Source organism: Paraburkholderia lebeckiae (genome assembly GCF_050436225.1).
In the GTDB taxonomy this organism is placed as follows: Bacteria; Pseudomonadota; Gammaproteobacteria; order Burkholderiales; family Burkholderiaceae; genus Paraburkholderia; species Paraburkholderia tuberum.
The window spans coordinates 3,544,638-3,563,150 of record NZ_JBNDLU010000002.1; the positions used below are offsets into that span (position 1 = coordinate 3,544,638).

The 18,513-nt window shown below is 64.3% G+C and carries 17 protein-coding genes and 1 pseudogene; 6 read left to right on the forward strand and 12 right to left on the reverse strand.

Annotated elements, in window-relative coordinates; translation table 11 throughout:
- Positions 1-6: 6 nt before the first annotated feature.
- The 3 genes from secB to OKW45_RS30940 form a co-directional block, all read right to left on the reverse strand.
- Positions 7-483 carry a protein-export chaperone SecB gene (gene secB / locus OKW45_RS30930; protein WP_018419299.1) on the reverse strand — a complete coding sequence of 159 codons (477 nt, stop codon included), beginning with the start codon at positions 481-483 and terminating at the stop codon, positions 7-9.
- Between the two features lie 146 nt (positions 484-629).
- Complete coding sequence (gene grxC / locus OKW45_RS30935; RefSeq protein WP_018419298.1) at positions 630-890, reverse strand: glutaredoxin 3; 261 nt, start codon at positions 888-890, stop codon at positions 630-632.
- The gene (locus tag OKW45_RS30940; protein WP_018419297.1) at positions 887-1,312 is read right to left on the reverse strand and encodes a rhodanese-like domain-containing protein; all 426 of its coding nucleotides are present in this window, start codon (positions 1,310-1,312) and stop codon (positions 887-889) included. The genes grxC and OKW45_RS30940 overlap by 4 nt, the downstream gene beginning before the upstream one ends.
- A gap of 137 nt (positions 1,313-1,449) precedes the next feature.
- On the opposite strand from OKW45_RS30940, the gene gpmA reads away from it, so the two are divergent.
- The 3 genes from gpmA to OKW45_RS30955 all read left to right on the forward strand — a co-directional run bounded on the left by gpmA (position 1,450) and on the right by OKW45_RS30955 (position 5,128).
- Positions 1,450-2,196 (forward strand): 2,3-diphosphoglycerate-dependent phosphoglycerate mutase, encoded by a 747-nt coding sequence (gpmA, locus tag OKW45_RS30945; protein ID WP_429472824.1) that lies wholly within the window; start codon positions 1,450-1,452, stop codon positions 2,194-2,196.
- A 355-nt stretch (positions 2,197-2,551) separates the two neighbouring features.
- Positions 2,552-4,129: a S41 family peptidase gene (locus OKW45_RS30950; protein ID WP_018419295.1), complete on the forward strand. Its 1,578-nt coding sequence runs from the start codon at positions 2,552-2,554 to the stop codon at positions 4,127-4,129.
- A 240-nt stretch (positions 4,130-4,369) separates the two neighbouring features.
- Positions 4,370-5,128: a HesA/MoeB/ThiF family protein gene (locus OKW45_RS30955; protein ID WP_018419294.1), complete on the forward strand. Its 759-nt coding sequence runs from the start codon at positions 4,370-4,372 to the stop codon at positions 5,126-5,128.
- 99 nt (positions 5,129-5,227) lie between these two features.
- On the opposite strand, the pseudogene ptsP reads toward OKW45_RS30955, so the two are convergent.
- The 7 genes and pseudogenes from ptsP to OKW45_RS30990 form a co-directional block, all read right to left on the reverse strand.
- Positions 5,228-6,972: pseudogene (ptsP, locus tag OKW45_RS30960) on the reverse strand (phosphoenolpyruvate--protein phosphotransferase).
- A gap of 366 nt (positions 6,973-7,338) precedes the next feature.
- Positions 7,339-7,608: an HPr family phosphocarrier protein gene (locus OKW45_RS30965; protein WP_018419292.1), complete on the reverse strand. Its 270-nt coding sequence runs from the start codon at positions 7,606-7,608 to the stop codon at positions 7,339-7,341.
- A 124-nt stretch (positions 7,609-7,732) separates the two neighbouring features.
- Complete coding sequence (locus tag OKW45_RS30970; protein ID WP_018419291.1) at positions 7,733-8,260, reverse strand: PTS sugar transporter subunit IIA; 528 nt, start codon at positions 8,258-8,260, stop codon at positions 7,733-7,735.
- A gap of 233 nt (positions 8,261-8,493) precedes the next feature.
- Complete coding sequence (gshB, locus tag OKW45_RS30975) at positions 8,494-9,450, reverse strand: glutathione synthase (RefSeq protein WP_429472825.1); 957 nt, start codon at positions 9,448-9,450, stop codon at positions 8,494-8,496.
- Between the two features lie 103 nt (positions 9,451-9,553).
- On the reverse strand, positions 9,554-10,843 hold the full coding sequence (gene gshA / locus OKW45_RS30980) for a glutamate--cysteine ligase (protein WP_018419289.1): 1,290 nt from the start codon (positions 10,841-10,843) through the stop codon (positions 9,554-9,556).
- Between the two features lie 251 nt (positions 10,844-11,094).
- Positions 11,095-12,561 carry an ammonium transporter gene (locus OKW45_RS30985; protein WP_429472826.1) on the reverse strand — a complete coding sequence of 489 codons (1,467 nt, stop codon included), beginning with the start codon at positions 12,559-12,561 and terminating at the stop codon, positions 11,095-11,097.
- A 46-nt stretch (positions 12,562-12,607) separates the two neighbouring features.
- Positions 12,608-12,946, reverse strand: a complete 339-nt coding sequence (locus OKW45_RS30990; protein ID WP_013088261.1) for a P-II family nitrogen regulator — start codon at positions 12,944-12,946, stop codon at positions 12,608-12,610.
- 389 nt (positions 12,947-13,335) lie between these two features.
- Here OKW45_RS30990 and OKW45_RS30995 point away from each other — a divergent pair, with 389 nt between their 5' ends.
- Positions 13,336-13,590 (forward strand): accessory factor UbiK family protein, encoded by a 255-nt coding sequence (locus OKW45_RS30995; RefSeq protein ID WP_018419287.1) that lies wholly within the window; start codon positions 13,336-13,338, stop codon positions 13,588-13,590.
- A gap of 120 nt (positions 13,591-13,710) precedes the next feature.
- On the forward strand, positions 13,711-15,321 hold the full coding sequence (locus OKW45_RS31000) for a YifB family Mg chelatase-like AAA ATPase (protein ID WP_429472827.1): 1,611 nt from the start codon (positions 13,711-13,713) through the stop codon (positions 15,319-15,321).
- Positions 15,322-15,652: 331 nt separating this feature from the next.
- On the opposite strand, the gene OKW45_RS31005 is transcribed toward OKW45_RS31000, so the two are convergent.
- Positions 15,653-16,336, reverse strand: coding sequence for a hypothetical protein (locus OKW45_RS31005; RefSeq protein WP_429472828.1), 684 nt, complete (start codon positions 16,334-16,336; stop codon positions 15,653-15,655).
- A 203-nt stretch (positions 16,337-16,539) separates the two neighbouring features.
- On the opposite strand from OKW45_RS31005, the gene OKW45_RS31010 reads away from it, so the two are divergent.
- Entirely contained in the window at positions 16,540-17,076 is a 537-nt protein-coding gene (locus tag OKW45_RS31010) for a TlpA disulfide reductase family protein (protein ID WP_018419284.1), read from the forward strand.
- 59 nt (positions 17,077-17,135) lie between these two features.
- Here the strand turns inward: OKW45_RS31010 and OKW45_RS31015 are convergent, their stop codons facing one another.
- On the reverse strand, positions 17,136-18,485 hold the full coding sequence (locus OKW45_RS31015) for a sigma-54-dependent transcriptional regulator (protein WP_018419283.1): 1,350 nt from the start codon (positions 18,483-18,485) through the stop codon (positions 17,136-17,138).
- Positions 18,486-18,513 lie beyond the last annotated feature (28 nt).

The following is an 18,513-nucleotide window of genomic DNA, read 5'->3' on the forward strand; positions in this document are numbered from 1 at the left end:
GGCGCCTTAATGCGTGACGCCTTTTTGCGCCGCGCCGTCCTGCTGGGCCGCGCTCATCTGAGCGAGACGCTGCTCGTACAGCGCCTGGAAGTTGATCTCGGCGAGGTGGATCGGCGGGAAGCCGGCGCGGGTGATCGCATCGGCGATGTTCGAGCGCAGGTACGGGAACAGGATGGTCGGGCAGGCAATCCCGACGAGCGGATCGATCTGCTCGGCAGGAATGTTGCGAATGTCAAAAATGCCGGCCTGTTTAGCTTCGATCAGGAACGCGACCTTGTCCGACACTTTGGCCGTGACCGTGCCCGTCACGAGAATTTCAAACACGGATTCGGCGAGGCGCTCGGCCTTCACGTCGACTTCGACTTCGACCGACGGCATTTCCTGCTCGAGGAAGATGCCCGGCGAATTCGGCTGCTCGAGCGACATGTCCTTCAGATAGATGCGCTGGATGTTGAAGAACGGCTGGTTATTCTCGTCGGACATGATGTGATTCCTGATAGGTGTGCGTGGCGGCGGCCGATGCACGCATGGGCCGCCAGATTATTGCGCCGGCTCGCCGGCTCCACGAGGAGCGCGTGCGCCGGCTTATCGAGTGGTCCGCCCGCTCGCGCGGCGCGAAACGCGCGAACTCAGGCTGCTTCGAGCAGCGGCGTCAGACCGCCCGCGCGATCGAGCGCGGAAAGGTCATCGTAGCCGCCCACATGCGTCTCGCCGATGAACACCTGCGGCACCGTGCGGCGACCGGTCCGGGTCATCATCTCCTCACGACGGGCCGGGTCCTTGTCGATCAGTACTTTCTCAACGAGCTCGACGCCGCGCGACTTTAAAAGACGTTCGGCCATCTGGCAATACGGGCACACCTGGGTGCTGTACATGATCACTTTGTTCACTTGGCTGCTCCTTGTTTCACAACCGGCATACCGGCTTTCTGCCAGGCGTCGACGCCGCCCTCGAGAACATGGACTTCCGCGTATCCCGCTTCCTGCACGATACGCGCGGCCTTGTTCGATTGCTGGCCGGTCTGGCACACCAGCAGCACCGGGTTGCTCTTGTTCTTCGCGAGTTGCGTCACTTTCGCCTGCAACTCTGCGAATTCGAAATGCCGTGCCGCGGGCAGGTGCCCCTTGGCGTAATCGGCGGACGGCCGCAGATCGATGACCGCCGCGTTGCGCCGGTTGATCAGTTGGGTGGCTTCAGCGGCCGACAGGCCGCCACGTCCACGCCGACTGATGGTCGGCCACAGCAGCAACCCACCAGAGATAAGGACGATTGCGATCAGGACAAGGTTTGTGTATTCGGTGAAAAACTTCACGGAAGATCCGCCGGAAAGAGAGAAATCGAAAGGGCCAACCCGAGCATTATAAAATAACCGTTTGACGCGATGGCGATGCGCCGCCCGAGGCGCCGCACAGCGCGAGACCGCTTCCTCACTACCGACCGGCAACTCTCATGTACAAACTCGTTCTCATCCGCCACGGCGAATCGACTTGGAACAAGGAAAACCGCTTCACCGGCTGGGTCGACGTCGACCTCACCGAGCAGGGCAACCTCGAGGCGCAGCAGGCGGGCGTGCTGCTCAAGGAATCGGGCTATACGTTCGACATCGCCTACACGTCGGTGCTCAAGCGCGCGATCCGCACGCTGTGGCATGTGCAGGACCAGATGGATCTGATGTACCTGCCCGTCGTGCATTCGTGGCGCCTGAACGAACGCCACTACGGCGCGCTGTCGGGTCTGAACAAGGCCGAAACCGCCGCGAAGTTCGGTGACGAGCAGGTGCTGGTCTGGCGCCGCAGCTACGATACGCCGCCGCCCGCGCTCGAGCCCACCGACGAGCGCGCGCCGTACACCGATCCGCGCTACGCCAGGGTGCCGCGCGAGCAGCTGCCGCTGACCGAGTGCCTGAAAGACACGGTCGCGCGCGTGTTGCCGCTGTGGAACGAGTCGATTGCGCCCGCCATCAAGTCGGGGCGCAGCATCCTGATCGCCGCGCACGGCAACTCGATCCGCGCGCTGGTCAAGTACCTCGACAACATCTCGGACAGCGACATCGTCGGCCTCAACATCCCGAACGGCGTGCCACTCGTCTATGAACTCGACGAGAACCTGAAACCGATCAAGCACTACTATCTCGGCGACCAGGACGCGATCGCCAAGGCGCAAGCCGCGGTCGCGAGCCAGGGCAAGGCGGGCTGATCCGGCATTTCCGGGCGCGGCCCCACGCCACGAAAACGCGCGGGGCCGCACGCGGACAACCGGGCCGGCAAGAAATTCTGTATTGCGCCCGGCGGTCAGATTCAGAGGCCCGCTGCAGGGTTCACCGTAGCGGCGACCGCATCCGCTGGCCTTGCGCGGCAACTCTCAGTCCCGACCCGCCGAGTGCCATGTCGTACGGCTCGCCATCCGCGGGCCGGGTCGCAAGAACCAGGACCTTCCCGTACTGTCGAAGCACGATTGCCTGCACCGCGCCCTGAGCAGGCGGGTGTGCAGTTATACTTGTCCGTCCAATCTTTATCGACGCTGCCACGCGCTTCCGACCGCAACAGACTCTATGCGAAAGAACCTGAAAAATATCGGCCTGATTGCCGCGGGCCTTGCTACCGGTGTCTTTGCCACCCTGCAATACTCCGCCTCGGCCCAGCAACCCGCTAGCGCCGCGGTCGCCCCGCTGCCGCTAGACCAGCTCAGGCTCTTCGCCGAAGTGTTCGGGCAGATCAAGCACGAATACGTCGAACCGGTCGACGACAAGAAGCTGCTCACCGCCGCGATCAAGGGCATGGTGTCGAGCCTCGACCCGCACTCGTCGTACCTCGACAAGACCGACTACCAAGAGCTGCAGGAGCAGACCAAGGGCCGCTTCGCGGGCCTCGGCATCGAAATTTCGTCGGAAGACGGGCTGATCAAGGTGATTTCGCCAATCGAAGACACGCCCGCGTTCCGCGCCGGCATCCGTCCGGGCGACCTGATCACGCGCATCAACGACAAGCCCGTGCGCGGCATGACGCTCGATCAGGCGGTCAAGCAGATGCGCGGCGACCCGGGCACCAAGGTCACGCTGACCATCTTCCGCAAGACCGATGAGCGCACGTTCCCGCTCACCGTCACGCGCGCGATCATCAAGGTGCAGTCGGTGAAGGGCAAGATCGTTGCGCCGGGCTTCGCGTACGTGCGCATCACGAGCTTCCAGGAACGCACCACGCCTGACCTCGCGGCCAAGCTGCAAGATCTCGCGCGCCAGGAGCCGAACCTGAAGGGTCTCATCCTCGACCTGCGCAACAATGGCGGCGGCCTGCTGCAAAGCGCGGTCGGCGTCGCGGGCGCGTTCCTGCCGCCGAATTCGGTGGTGGTGTCGACCAACGGTCAGATTCCGGATTCGAAGCAGATCTATCGCGACACCTACGATAACTACCGTCTGCAATCGTTCGACAGCGATCCCCTCAAGGACGTCCCGGCCATCTTCAAGACCGTGCCGATGATCGTGCTGACCAACGCGTATTCGGCGTCGGCGTCGGAAATCGTCGCGGGCGCGCTGCAGGATCAGCACCGCGCGCTGATTCTCGGCAAGACCACGTTCGGCAAGGGTTCGGTGCAAACCGTGCGCCCCATGACGGCCGACACCGCCCTGCGCCTGACCACCGCGTATTACTACACGCCGAGCGGCCGTTCGATCCAGAACAAGGGCATCCGCCCCGACCTTCCTGTCGACCAATACGCGGACGGCGATCCGGACGACGCGCTCGTGACCCGCGAAGTCGACTACTCGAATCACCTTGCGAACACGCAGGATCCGAACGAGAAGAAGGAAGCGGAGCAACGCGAGCAGGAGCGCATGGACCAGTTGCGTCAGCTCGAAGAGCAGAACGACAAGAAGACGCCGGAACAGCGCCAGAAGGAGCGTGACCGCAAGCCGGTCGAGTTCGGTTCGGCCGACGACTTCATGCTGCAACAGGCGGTCGACAAGCTCGAAGGCAAGCCGGTTCAGGAATCGAAGTCGCTGATGGAGCGCCGTCTCGCGCAGAACAAGCCGGGCACGTCGGCCTCCGCGCCGGTCGCGGTGAAGCCGACGCAACCGGTGCCGGGCGCATCGGGACCGGCGCCGGCTTCGGCACCGGCTCCTGCTGGCAAGTAAACTGGCAAAGGGAGCGAACCCCCACGTGTCTTCGCAGCACGATCGTCTGCGAAGACACGCCACAACAGTTTCAGCGAAAGCCCCCGCCTAACCGGTGGCGCATCACGGCAAGCCGCAACAGCCACACTCCCCGCGCGATTAAAATATCAGCCACGAATGCGCGCGGCGGCCCCTCGGCCTGCCTCTCCTTGCGCGACACAGCGACACAGCGACATAGCGACACATCCCACGCGCCCCGCCATGAATGACGATCAACTCCTTCGCTACTCCCGCCACATCCTCGTCGATGAAATCGGCATCGAGGCGCAGCAGCGTTTTATCGACGCCCACGCGATCATCGTCGGCGCGGGCGGGCTCGGTTCGCCAGCCGCGCTGTATCTTGCGGCGGCGGGCGTCGGCCGTCTGACGCTCGTCGATGCCGATACCGTCGACCTGACCAATCTGCAGCGGCAGATCCTGCACGTGAGCGCGTCGGTTGGACGTAGGAAGGTCGAGTCCGGGCGCGACATGCTCGCCCAGATCAATCCCGAGGTCGTCGTCAACGCGGTGGCCGAGCGCGTCGACGATGCGTGGCTCGACCGCGAGGTGCCGCACGCGAGTGTCGTGCTCGATTGCACCGACAACTTCGCGACGCGTCACGCGATCAACCGCGCGTGCGTCAAGCATCGCGTGCCGCTCGTGTCGGGCGCGGCGCTGCGCTTCGACGGCCAGATCAGCACTTTCGATTTCCGCGATGAAGCGTCGCCGTGCTACGCGTGCGTGTTTCCCGAAGACCAGCCGTTCGAAGAAGTCGCATGCTCTACGATGGGCGTGTTCGCGCCGACGGTCGGCATCATCGGCTCGATGCAGGCTGCCGAAGCGCTGAAGGTGATCGGCGCAATCGGCACGCCGCTCGTGGGCCGCCTGACGATGCTCGATTCGCTGCGGATGGAGTGGAACACGATGCGCATCGGACGTCAGCCGGATTGTCCGGTGTGCGGCCACGCGCACGGCTCTTGAGGCGGTTCTGCACTGCCCGTTCGCGTGACGCCGAAATAGCAAAACGCCGCACATGTGCGGCGTTTTTTCGTTCAACGAGGCACAACGATGCGCGTCAGATCAAACCAGCGCGACCCGCTTGAGCGCCGCCTGCACCTCCTCCGGCTCGAACGAAGCCAGCACGTCGGCAACGGGTTTTTCGAGCGTCTTCAGATGCGAGCGCAGCACCTCCTGCTTGACTTCGAGGAGTTGGCTCGGATGCATCGAAAATTCGGTCAGACCCATGCCGAGCAATAGACGCGTCAACGCCGGATCGCCCGCCATCTCACCGCACACCGACACGGGCACGCCCGCGCGTTTCGCCTCGCGCAGCGTAAACGCGATCAGATGCAGCACGGCCGGATGCAGCGGGTCGTACAGATGCGCGACCGCGTTGTCCGCGCGATCGATCGCGAGCGTGTACTGAATCAGATCGTTGGTGCCGATCGACAGGAAATCGAGCCGCTTCAGAAACAGCGGCAACGCGATCGCGGCCGCCGGGATCTCGATCATCGCGCCCACCTGCACGTTCGGATCGTAAGCGATACCCGCGTCGTCGAGTTGACGCTTCGCTTCGCGGATCAGATCGAGCGTCTGGTCAATTTCCTGCGCGCGTGCGCGAGCATCGGGATCAGGATCTTCACCCTGCCGAACGCCGACGCGCGCAGGATCGCGCGCAACTGCGTGAGGAACATCTGCGGCTCGGACAGGCTCCAGCGAATCGCGCGCAAACCGAGCGCCGGATTCGCGGCGGTCTCGTAGCCGTCGCCGCCCATCGAATCGAGCGGCTTGTCGGCGCCGACGTCGATCGTGCGGATCGTGACCGGCAAGCCGTTCATCAGTTCGACCGCGCGACGATACGCGCTGAACTGCGCCTCCTCTTCGGGCATCCGGTGCTTGTGATTCATGAACAGAAACTCGGTGCGGAACAGACCCACGCCGGTCGCGCCCGATTCGACCGCCGCGCGCGCGTCGTCCGGCAACTCGATGTTCGCGCACAGTTCGATGCGCGTGCCGCACAGCGTTTGCGTCGGCGAGAACTTGAGCCGTTGCAGCTTGCGCTGCTCGAGTTCCTTCTCGCTTTGCCGGTACGAGTATTCCTCGAGCACGATCGGCGCGGGATCGACGATCACGATGCCGTGGTCGCCATCGACGATGATCAGATCGTCCTGGCGGATCAGCGCGCTCGCATGCTGCACGCCAACCGCGGCCGGAATGCCGAGGCTGCGCGCGACGATCGCGGTATGCGACGTGCGCCCCCCGAGATCGGTGACGAAGCCCTGAAACGTCTGCGTCTTGAACTGCATCATGTCGGCCGGCGCGATGTCGTGCGCGACCACGATCATCTCGTCGCACGCGCCATGCACGTTGCCGACGATGCCCGGCGCGCCCGCGAGCGCCTTCAGCACGCGCTCGACGACCTGCTCGATATCGGCCTTGCGCTCGCGCAGGTATTCGTCTTCGATAGTGTCGAAATGGCGCGACAGTCTTTCGAGCTGTTCGGTCAGCGCCCATTCCACGTTGTAGCGGCGCGTGCGGATCAGGTCGATGGTTTCCTGAACGAGCATGACGTCGTTCAGGATCATCGTGTGAACGTCGATGAACGCGCCCATTTCGCTCGGGGCATCCGCGGCAAGATCGGCGCGCAATACGTTGAGTTCTTCATGCACGCGTTGCTGAGCCGCGCGAAAACGCCCGACCTCCCCTTCGATCTGGAGCGGTTCGATCAGATAGTGGTCTACGTCGAGTGCTGCCGGGGCGATCAGATAGGCCCGCCCGATGGCGATACCGCGTGACACGGGAATTCCATGCAGCGTGAATGACACGCGCACCTCCTCTAGTTGTGTAATGCCGCGGCAAACCGCTGCAATGCTCTCAGACTGTACTGGGCATTATAAATTCCGCGCCTTTTTGAAGTAAGTCAGCGGTGTGTGCAGCGCAGCACGGATTATCGCAATGCGGTGCCCTCGTACCCGGCGAAGCTTTATACCCGTCGCGCAAAACATATGGTTTAAACATTGAAAACGCATGTCGCCTTAGCACTCTTCCCGATGGCTTTCGCGCCGCTTCTAGATCCCTTTAGTCTCGATTAACAGCGCGCCTCTTCTGATATTCAGATGTCGGCGCACGAAAAAAAAACCGCGGACTGAGCCGCGGCATTTTCGGGTTTGTCGAACGCAAAACGCGCGGCTTTATTGACCTTCGCCAAATTTATCGGCGATCAGTTTCAGGAGCGCGTCCATCGCGTCCTGTTCGTCGGTGCCTTCCGTTTCGATCAGCACGGTACTGCCGATGCCCGCGGCCAGCATCATCACGCCCATGATGCTCTTCGCGTTGATACGACGGCCATTGCGGCTCATCCAGATTTCCGCCTGGTAGTTGCCCGCGAGTTGCGTCAACTTGGCCGACGCGCGCGCGTGCAGCCCCAGCTTGTTCACAATTGTCGTTTCCTGTTGCAGCATGTGATGGTCCGAAGCGCGGGTGAATGAAATGGTGAAAAGTGTTACTGCAAAGCGGCTTCAATGCGATCGGCACCGTTGTGAAACCGCTTGAATCCGTCGAAGCTTGCCTGCGAACCAGCCCGGCTTACAGGCCGGTCGCGTCGGTCTTTTGCGTCAGATCGGCATCGGCCGGCAAAGCGGGAACACAGTCGGCGGCCGCCGCGTCAGGCGGCAGCGCCGGCAGGCACTCGGCAGCGCACGCTGGCGGCGTGACCGGTGTCGGCATCGCCGGTCCGATCGCGTGCACGCCCTTGGTCGCGCCGGCGAGCGCCTTGTCGACGAGCGTGTCGAGCGGCGTCGCGCGATAGCAGACCGCGCGCACCAGCATCGGCAAATTGACGCCGCACAGCACACGCACGTCCGGCACGGTGGCGAGCCGGCCCGCGATGTTGGCCGGCGTCGCGCCGAACATGTCGGTCAGCACGAGCGCGCCGTTCTCTTCCTTCAGCCGCACGACTTCCGAATTCGCGAACGCGACGACCTGCGCAGGATCGCAATCCGGCGACACGTCGATCACGCCGATACGCGCCGGCAAACCGCCATAGATGTGGGAAACGCAATCGCGCAACGCGGTGGCGAATGGAGCGTGCGCAATGATCAGAATGCCTGCCATGTCAGCCTTACTGCAAAAGAACGGCCCCAAAACCGTGGACCGGGACTCGAGCCCGGATCGCCATCGCCCCGGACCGGCCGTGGGTCGCGAGGGCGGGAATGCATCGTCGGGCGAGCGGGCATTGTAGCAGCCTCATTTTCGCGCCAATTCCGACGGCACGCCTGATGCGGATTTACTACACAGATTGGGGGTGCCGCCGGCCAATCAAGGCCGCTGCGTCGGCGCGCCACGCGTCAGCCGACCGCGCGCTCCAGCGCGTCGACGAACATCGCGGCGACGTCGAAGCCGGTCTGGTCCATGATCTCGCGGAAGCACGTCGGGCTCGTGACGTTGACTTCGGTGAGCCAGTCGCCGATCGCATCGAGTCCGACCAGCAGCAGGCCGCGCGCCGCCAGCACCGGCGCGAGCGTATCGGCGATCTTGCGATCCTGCTCGCTGAGCGGCCGCGCGACGCCCAGTCCGCCGGCCGCCAGATTGCCGCGCACCTCATTACCCTGAGGAATGCGCGCGAGCGAGTACGGCACCGCTTCGCCGCCGATCAGCAGGATGCGCTTGTCGCCTTCCTTGATCTCGGGGATGAATTTCTGCGCCATCACCGAGCGCGCGCCGTCGTGGCTCAGCATTTCGACGATCGAGCCGAGGTTCATGCCGTCCGCCTTCACGCGGAATACGCCCATGCCACCCATGCCGTCGAGCGGCTTCAGGATCACGTCGCCGTGCTGTTCGTGGAACGCGCGCAGACGCGCCGGGTCGCGCGTGACCAGCGTCGGCGCGACGAACTGCGCGAACTCGCCGATTGCGAGCTTCTCCGAATGATCGCGGATCGCCTGCGGTTTGTTGAAGATGCGCGCGCCGCCACGTTCGGCCAGTTCGAGCAGCCATGTCGACGTCACGTATTCCATGTCGAACGGCGGGTCCTTACGCATCACGACCGCGCCGAAGCTCGCGAGCGCGCGCGGCGTGGCGGCATCGGCGGCGAACCAGACATCACGACGCAGATCCGTGGTATCGCCGACGATCGCAATGCGCTCCACGTTCGCCTCGACATCGCCGCCCGTCCACGCCAGATGCTTCGGCTCGCAGGTGTGCACCGTGTGACCGCGCCGCGCCGCTTCGGCCATCATCGCGTAGGTCGTGTCTTTGTAGATCTTGAAATGGCTGAGCGGATCGGCGATGAAAAGAATGTCCATGAAAGTCCCGGTGCGCCCTGACAGGCGTGACATTGTTCGTCAATATAGTGTTTGAAGACGGCGATGGCGGCCCGCGTGCCGCCATCTTGCCGCGCGGGGTGGCTTAGACCTGGATGGCTTCGGGATCGGTCTTTTCGAGCTCGACCGATGCGGCCAGCAGGCCCAGCCGCGCCACGACGCCATACATATAGAAGCGGTTCGGCGGCGCCGCGCCGGGCTTCGCGTGCGCATCGGGCAGCGCCGTGTGTTCGAAGCCGAGCGGCACGAAGTGCATGCCCGGCGCGTTCAGGTTCTGGTCGCGCTCGCGGCTGCCGTGCACGCGATAGAAGCCGCCCACCACATAGCGGTCGATCATGTAGACGACCGGCTCGGCGACTTCCTCGCCGATGCGCTCGAACGTGTAGACGCCTTCCTGCACGATCACGTCGTGCACTTCGAGGCCGTCTTTGGTCGCGGCCATGCGCGTGCGTTCGCGCTTCGTCAGCGCGGCGACTTCCGACGCGTCGTGCACGGTCATCACGCCCATGCCGTAGGTGCCCGCATCGGACTTGATCACGACATACGGTTTTTCGGAGATGCCGTACTCGCGATACTTGCGCGCGATCTTCTTCAGCACGCCGTCGATCGCATCGGCAAGGGCTTCCTCGCCTGTGCGCTGCTGGAAGTCGACGCCCTCGACGTGCGCGAAATACGGATTGATCATCCACGGATCGATCTCGACCATCTTCGCGAACTTCTTCGCGACGTCGTCATAGCACGAGAAATGCATCGACTTGCGACGCACCGCCCAGCCCGCATGCAGCGGTGGCAGCAGATACTGCTCGTGCAGGTTTTCGAGCACGGGCGGAATACCGCCGGACAGATCGTTGTTCAGCAGGATCGAGCACGGGTCGAAATTTTTCAGACCAAGGCGCCGCTGCGAGCGCTCGAGCGGTTCGAGCACCAGCTTCTGGCCGTCCGACAGCGCGATCGTGACCGGGCCGTTGATGGTTTCGTCGAGCGTGCCGAAGCGTACGTTCAGACCCGCCTGGCGCATGATCGACGCAAGCCGGGCGACGTTTTCGAGGTAGAACGCGTTGCGGGTGTGACGCTCGGGAATGACGAGCAGATTCTTCGCGTCCGGGCAGATCTTTTCGATCGAGGCCATCGCGGCCTGCACCGCGAGCGGCAGAACTTCCTGCGGCAGATTGTTGAACGCGCCGGGAAACAGATTGGTGTCGACCGGCGCGAGCTTGAAGCCCGCGTTACGCAGATCGACGGAACAGTAGAACGGTGGCGTGTGCTCCTGCCATTCGAGCCGGAACCAGCGTTCGATAGCGGGCGTGGCGTCGAGGATCTTCCGCTCGAGGTCGAGCAGCGGGCCGTTTAACGCCGTAACTAGGTGCGGAACCATTGATCACTCGCAGACTGGAGAAAAAAGATTGTAGAGCAAATGCTTTGTCCATTTGGGGACGGTTTCTCCATTCGCAAGCAGACTCGAATGCATTCTCCCTATCCCGATGATAGGCGCGGAAAATCGCCGTTCGCAACCCAATCAGCAAGAAAAAAGCCCGCCATGAAGGCGGGCGAAATTGCTGCGCTTGCTTAACCATTTTTCTTACTGACGGGCCCGCGAGCGCGGGCCGAACCGGGACAGGTTCTCCGTTATTCGACTTTCTCGCCATGCAGGCTCACGTCGAGGCCTTCGCGCTCCTGCTCTTCGGTCACGCGGATGCCTATCACCATGTCGATGATCTTCAGCAGCACGAAGCTCACCACGCCGCTGTAGATCAGCGTCGTCAGCACGCCCTTCGCCTGCAGGATCACGCTGCCGTCCGCGCCGCCGATGTCCTTGACCGCGAACACGCCGGTCAGCAGCGCACCGATGATCCCGCCGATGCAGTGCACGCCGAACGCGTCGAGCGAATCGTCGTACCCGAACTTGTGCTTGAGCCACGTGGCCGACCAGAAGCAGACCACACCCGCGACGATACCGATCACGAGCGCCCCGAGCGTGCCAACGAAGCCCGACGCCGGCGTAATCGCCACCAGACCCGCGACCGCGCCCGACACGATACCGAGCACTGACGGCTTACCCTTGGCCGCCCATTCGGCGAACATCCACGCAAGCGCCGCCGCGGCGGTCGCCACCTGCGTCGCGAACATCGCGAAGCCGGCACGGCCGTCCGCTGCCACGGCCGAACCCGCGTTGAAGCCGAACCAGCCGACCCACAGCATCGCGCCACCGATCAGCGTGAGCGTCAGGTTGTGCGGCGCCATCGCTTCCTTGCCGTAGCCGACGCGCTTGCCGAGCACCAGACAGCAGACCAGACCCGCGATACCGGCGTTGATGTGCACCACCGTGCCGCCCGCGAAGTCGAGGATGCCCGCGCTAGCCAGCCAGCCGCTCGGCTCCCACACCATGTGCGCGATCGGCGAGTAGACGATGATCGACCACAGCGTCATGAACACCAGCATCGCCGAGAACTTCATGCGGTCCGCGAACGCACCGGTGATCAGCGCCGGCGTGATGATCGCGAAGGTCATCTGATAGACGAAGTAGACCGTTTCGGGGATCGTCGGCGCGAGGTGGCTGACGGTCAGCGTCGTGGCCTTGTCGCCCTTGATGTAGTTCATGCCCGTCATGAATACGCGCGAGAAGCCGCCGATGAACGAGCCGCCAGGCGTGAACGCGAGGCTGTAGCCCACCACGGTCCAGACGATCGTCACGACACAGGTGATCGCGAAGCTTTGCATCAGCGTCGCGAGCACGTTCTTCTTGCGGACCATGCCGCCGTAGAACAGCGCGAGACCCGGGATCGTCATGAACAGCACCAGCGCGGTGGAGGTCAGCATCCACGCGGTGTCGCCGGAGTTGATCTTCGATGAATCGACCGAGAACGGTGCGGTCGGGGTGGCCGGCGCGGCGGCGGCGGCGGCCGATGCGTCGGCGGCGGCAGCCGAGGCAGCCGGGGCAGCGGCTGCGGCAGAGGCGTCCGGTGCGGGCGCGCTCGCCGTCGTATCGGGAGCGGAGGCGGCTGCGGGAGCGGACGCATCGTCCGCGAGGGCGGTGCCGACACCGCCCGCGAGCAGCGAGCCGGCCATCAGCAGGGACATCATTAGTTTGCGCATCTTGGTTTTCCTCTTGTCGCTATCCGTGTCGCTATGTTCTGGTCTTTTACAGTGCGTCCGCGCCGGTCTCGCCGGTGCGGATCCGAACCACCTGCTCGATCGGCGTGACGAAGATCTTGCCGTCGCCGATCTTGCCGGTACGCGCGGCGCGCTCGAGCGCCTCGATCGCCTGATCGACGATGTCGTCCGATACCGCCGCTTCGATCTTCACCTTCGGCAGAAAGTCGACAACGTATTCGGCGCCCCGATACAGTTCGGTGTGACCCTTCTGCCGTCCGAAGCCTTTGACTTCGGTCACCGTGATGCCCGACACGCCGATCGCCGACAGGGCTTCGCGCGCTTCATCCAGCTTGAACGGCTTGATGATTGCGGTAATGAGTTTCATGAAATCCTCGCTAGTTGTTGCTGATCCGTTGGGCCCCGTGGCGTACCCGTGACGGCGGTCTCCTGCGCTACCGGGAAAAGCGCCCTGGCAGTGCGTGCGCGGGGCAGTAACAGCAACTCTTATGCCATGTTGTGTCGGAGCGCGCCTCGCGCGCTCGGCGCACCGCGCCCGAGCGGCCTTGTCCGAACGGCCAGCGGCGCGGCGGGCGGTGGCGCGGCGGGGGGATCGTTGCTAGAGTGTTCGAACGTTCTGAACGCGAGGGCACGCACCAAACACGCTCACGCGGCCGCGGCAACGAATACGTCGCGCGCACCAGGATCGCCCGTTCGCCATAACGGGGCACGGGCGCAATGAAACATGCACACTTTTTGTGCACCAAGGGGAACACGATGAAACAACCAAACGACGTTTTTAGCGACTTCCAGGCTCGCGTCAGCGATCTGTTCAAGAATTCGCCGGCCAAGGATGTCGAACGCAACGTCAAGGCAATGCTGTCACAGGGCTTCTCGAAGCTCGATCTGGTCACGCGCGAGGAATTCGATACGCAGACCCAGGTGCTCGTGCGTACGCGCGCGCGCCTCGAAGAACTCGAGCGCCGCGTCGCAGAGCTCGAGCAGAAATTGCCGCTCACGCAGACGCCGTAAGCGCTGCTGGCAGCTTTCGCGCTGCGCAGTGCCGCACATCACAGGCAAGCGGGCCGTGACGTCATCAGCGTTTTAGGGGATTTGCGCGCGCTGTGAGCGCGCCGTCCGACGGGAGAGAATATGTCGCTTGCCGTGGTGCGCAGCCGCGCGCCGGCCGCTGGCCGTGCGCCCGAAGTGACCGTCGAGGTTCACCTCGCCAATGGACTGCCGTCCTTTTCGATCGTCGGCCTGCCCGACCTGGAAGTGCGCGAGAGCCGTGAACGCGTGCGCGCGGCGCTGCAGAACTGCGGTTTCGATTTTCCAGTCCGCCGCATCACCGTCAACCTCGCGCCCGCCGATCTACCGAAAGAATCCGGTCGTTTTGATCTGCCGATCGCGCTCGGCATCCTCGCCGCAAGCGGGCAGATTCCCGCCGAATCGCTACTCCATCGCGAGTTTGCCGGCGAGCTCTCGCTGACCGGCGCGCTGCGGCCGATGCGCGGCGCGTTCGCGATGGCCTGCGGCACCGCGCGCGGCGCTCTGGCGAACGCCGGCGATGCCGACGCTTCCTCTGAAGCGCGTTCTGCGTTGCCCGCCCTCCTCGATCAACTAGCCGCACCGGCCTTCCATACCCCACAGCTTTACCTGCCGGCCGCGAGCGCGGCGGAAGCGGCGCTCGTGCCCGGCGTCGACGTGTTCGGCGCCGCCGATCTGCCGTCGCTATGCGCGCATCTCGCAGGCTCGGCGGACGCGCGTCTTAGTCCGGTCGCCGCTCCCGAGCTCAACGAGCACGCCGCTGCCTCGGCGCCGGACATGGCCGACGTGATTGGCCAGCGCGCCGCTCGGCGCGCACTCGAAGTCGCGGCGGCCGGCGGCCATCACGTGCTGCTGATCGGGCCGCCCGGCGCCGGCAAGTCGATGCTCGCGGCACGCCTGCCCAGCTTGCTGCCGCCCATGACCGACGACGAAGCGCTCGCCTCCGCCGCGCTACTGTCCGCGAGCCGCATCGGCTTCAAGCCGTCGCAGTGGCGCCAGCGGCCGTTTCGCGCGCCGCACCATTCGTCGAGCGCGGCGGCGCTGGTCGGCGGACGCAATCCGCCGCAGCCTGGCGAGATCACGCTCGCGCATCTGGGCGTGCTGTTTCTGGACGAGCTTCCCGAATTCGATCGCGTGGTGCTCGAAACGCTGCGCGAGCCGCTCGAAGCTGGCCGCATCACGATCTCGCGCGCCGCCTGGCAAGCGGATTTCCCCGCCGCCTGCCAACTGATCGCCGCAATGAACCCGTGCCCGTGCGGCTGGCGCGGCGATCCGGGCGGGCGCTGCCGCTGTACGCCTGAAGTTGCGGCGCGCTATTTGCGTAAATTGTCGGGACCGCTGCTCGACCGCATCGACATCCAGCTCGAAATTCCAGCACTGACCGCCACCGAACTCGCGGCACGCGCCGCGACCACCGGCGAAGCAAGCGTGGCGATCGCACAGCGCGTGAGCGCTGCGCGCGAGCGGCAACTGGCCCGGCAAGGCAAGACCAACCGCGAGCTGGACGGACGCGAAGTCGACGATGTATGCCGCCCGGACGCAGCGGGCGAGGCGCTGCTGCGCGAAGCCGGCGAGCGCTTTGGCTGGTCGGCGCGGGCCTACTACCGGGTGTTGAAAGTCGCGCGCACCGTCGCGGACCTGGCTGGCGCGGCTATGCCGCGCGCCGCGCAGGTCGCCGAGGCAATCCAATACCGTCGCGCTTTTGGCTCGTTATGAGGAGAAAAAACGACTGTCAAGACTTGACTTATTCACATATGCGCGATCCTGTTAGATTTTGATACAACTCAAAAGCGCGCAGACGAGCACCCCGCTAAGCCACTGATTTAATTGTATTTTTTTAGATGCCCTACGCCTGTGGATTTTGCCGAAAGGCCCGCCTGATGGGCTTTTGCGGTCATTGAGGCGAACTTCTCAACAGAGTTATCCACAGGCTGTGCGCGTAACTCAAAAATCTCAACGTAAACCGGCAATTAGCGTACAAACTTGCGAAGGAACTTTCACTGAGTTCCGCACTCTGGGCGCGCCCGATCGGCCAAAAATACCGCATTTAGTACAGCTGGAACGACGAAAAAAACTGGTCGACCTGGTCTTGCGGCAGCGGTTGATCGGCGATGATCGCCGCCTGGTACACGTGACGGCCGCGCGCGACGAGCCGCGCATACACCGTGCGTGTCTCGTGTTTGGCGCCCGCCGCGCCGCTCAGCGTCATTTCCAGCCCCGATATCTTGCCGCCAGCCGCCAGCGGGATTTGCACAGAGTGAGCATCGGGCGTCGCGCCGACATTGCGCGCCAGTCCCGCGCGCAGGAAATCGAGCGCGGCACGCTGGGTCGCGTCGCTGTCGTCGGGCAGCATCACGGTGCCGACCGCAAAGACCGCATTGCCCGCTTCGGCGGTCTGCATTGCCATCTGCATCGGTGTGCCGCCGATCTGCACCGCGCGCTGATCGTCGCCCGGCTTCGCTGGGAAGTCGACCGTGTAGCCCCTGTCGTTGTTCATCACGGTGCGCCAGTCGAAGGTCGGTGAGCAGGCGCTGAGCGCGACGCCGAGCGCCAACGCGGCCGTCGCCGCGCCGATCACGGTTCGAGCGTGACCGGATCGCGTGAATGCGCGGAGAAATAGGTCCGCCGGTTGGAAGATGCCCGCACGGCGGGCGGACAATCTGCTGGTCAACGGAAAACGGCAAGAAACGCGGGCAAGTAAAGAGCAGACGCGAAGAACGGTTCGGAGCATGGGACGGAAGATCGGGCTTGCGGAGCGTAAAGCGCCATTATCCGCTGACCGACTGCCGGGCCCACGCGCGGAGCGCAGCCGTCCCGCCATTTCGGCGCAGCCGAACGCATTGGAGCTACAATAGAAAACCTATTCAGTACCGGCCCACGGCCATTACACCGCCCCATTGTTCCGCGCCGCGCGCGACTCACGAGGTTCCGTCCATGAGTGCCAATTCACCGACCGCCGTCCGGCGCAAGAACCCGCTTCGCTATCTGATTGCGGTGGCCGTGGCCATTGCGCTCGCCGTCGCCGGTTACTTCGCGTTTGCCGGCCAGCAGCGCGTCCCGGATGCGACCTTCACGCTGCTATCGGGACAGAAGCTCACGACCGCGGACCTCAAAGGCAAGGTTTATCTGGTCAACTTCTGGGCAACGAGTTGCGACACCTGCATGAAGGAAATGCCGCAGATGGTCGAGACCTATAACCGCTTCAAGGGCCAGGGCCTCGAATTCGTCGCGGTGGCAATGAACTACGACGCGCCGATGTACGTGACCAATTACACGCAAACGCGTCAGCTGCCGTTCAAGGTCGCGATGGACGACGGCTCGGCCGCCAAGCAGTTCGGCAACGTGCAGCTCACGCCGACCACCTTCGTCGTCGATAAAGACGGCAAGATCCTGAAGCGCTATGTCGGCGAGCCGCAGTTCGCGGAACTCGACCAGTTGCTCGCGAAAGCGCTGAAGGCTGGCGCGGCTTAAGCCGGCGCAACCAGATCCCCACGCGCCGGCGCAACCTCCCGCCGCCGGCGTCCGCCTCCTCACCGCTCCCCTTCCCCTTTGGCCGCAAGGCCATATCGCTTGATCTTCTCGTAGAGCGTCGCCTTGCCGAGCTGCAGCCGGTCCGCCGCGACCGCGACCACGCCCCCCGCCTGCTCCAACGCCTCGGCGATCATCGCGCGCTCGAACTGCTCGACACGCTCCTTCAGCGGATGGGTGGCCCCGCCGTCTTCGCCGAACGACAGCACCGGTTCGTCGGCGATGCCGAGCACGAAGCGGTCGGCGGCATTACGCAGCTCGCGCACGTTGCCCGGCCAGTCTCGCTGCATCAGACTCGCACGTTGGCGATCAGTGAGCATCGGCGCCGGCCGCTGATAACGGACGGCAGCATCGAGCAGGAAATGCTCGAACAGCGGCACGATGTCCTCGCGACGCTCGCTCAAAGGCGGCAGCGCGATCGTCACCACGTTGAGCCGGTACAGCAGATCGCGACGGAACGAGCCATCCGCGACGTGCTCGGCCATGTCGCCCTTTGCAGCCGCGACCACGCGGCAATTGACGCGAATCGGCTGATTCGAGCCGAGCCGTTCCAGCACGCCGTCCTGCAGCACGCGCAGCAGCTTGACTTGCAGCGCGAGCGGCATGCTCTCGATCTCGTCGAGAAACAGCGTGCCGCCCGACGCATGTTCGAGCTTGCCGATCCGCCGTTTGGCCGCGCCGGTGAACGCGCCCGGCTCGTAGCCGAACATCTCCGATTCGAACATCGGCTCGGGCAGCGCGCCGCAGTTCACTGCGATGAACGGCTTGTCACGCCGTGGCGACAGCTCGTGCAGGCTGCGCGCGATCAGCTCCTTGCCCGCGCCGGTATCACCGTTGATCAGGACGGACGCATCGGTCGGCGCGACGTTGGCGATCAGCCGCCGCACCTGCTCGATCGCCGGACTGCGGCCGATGATGCGCGGCGCGACCGCGTTCTGCCCGGCCAGCTCACGGCGCAGCGCGAGGTTTTCGAGCACGAGCTTGCGGCGCTCCAGCGCGCGCCGTACGGTTTCGATCAGCCGCTCTGACGCGAACGGCTTTTCGATGAAGTCGTAGGCGCCGTCGCGCATCGCCTGCACGGCCATCGAGATATCGCCGTGGCCGGTGACCAGAATCACCGGAACGTCGGGCGCTCGCTCGTGGCACTGCGCGAGCAGGTCGAGACCGCTCGCGCCGGGCAGCCGGATATCGCTGACGATCACGCCGGAGAAGTCCGCGCTGATCAGCTTCGCCGCGGCCTCGACCGACGCATGGCCGACCACGTCGAAGCCCGCCAGTTGCAGGCTCTGCACGCTCGCGCGGCGCACCAGTTCGTCGTCTTCGATATACAGCACTTGCAGGCCGTCGTTCATTGCGTGTTCCGGGTGATTCTTCGGGGTG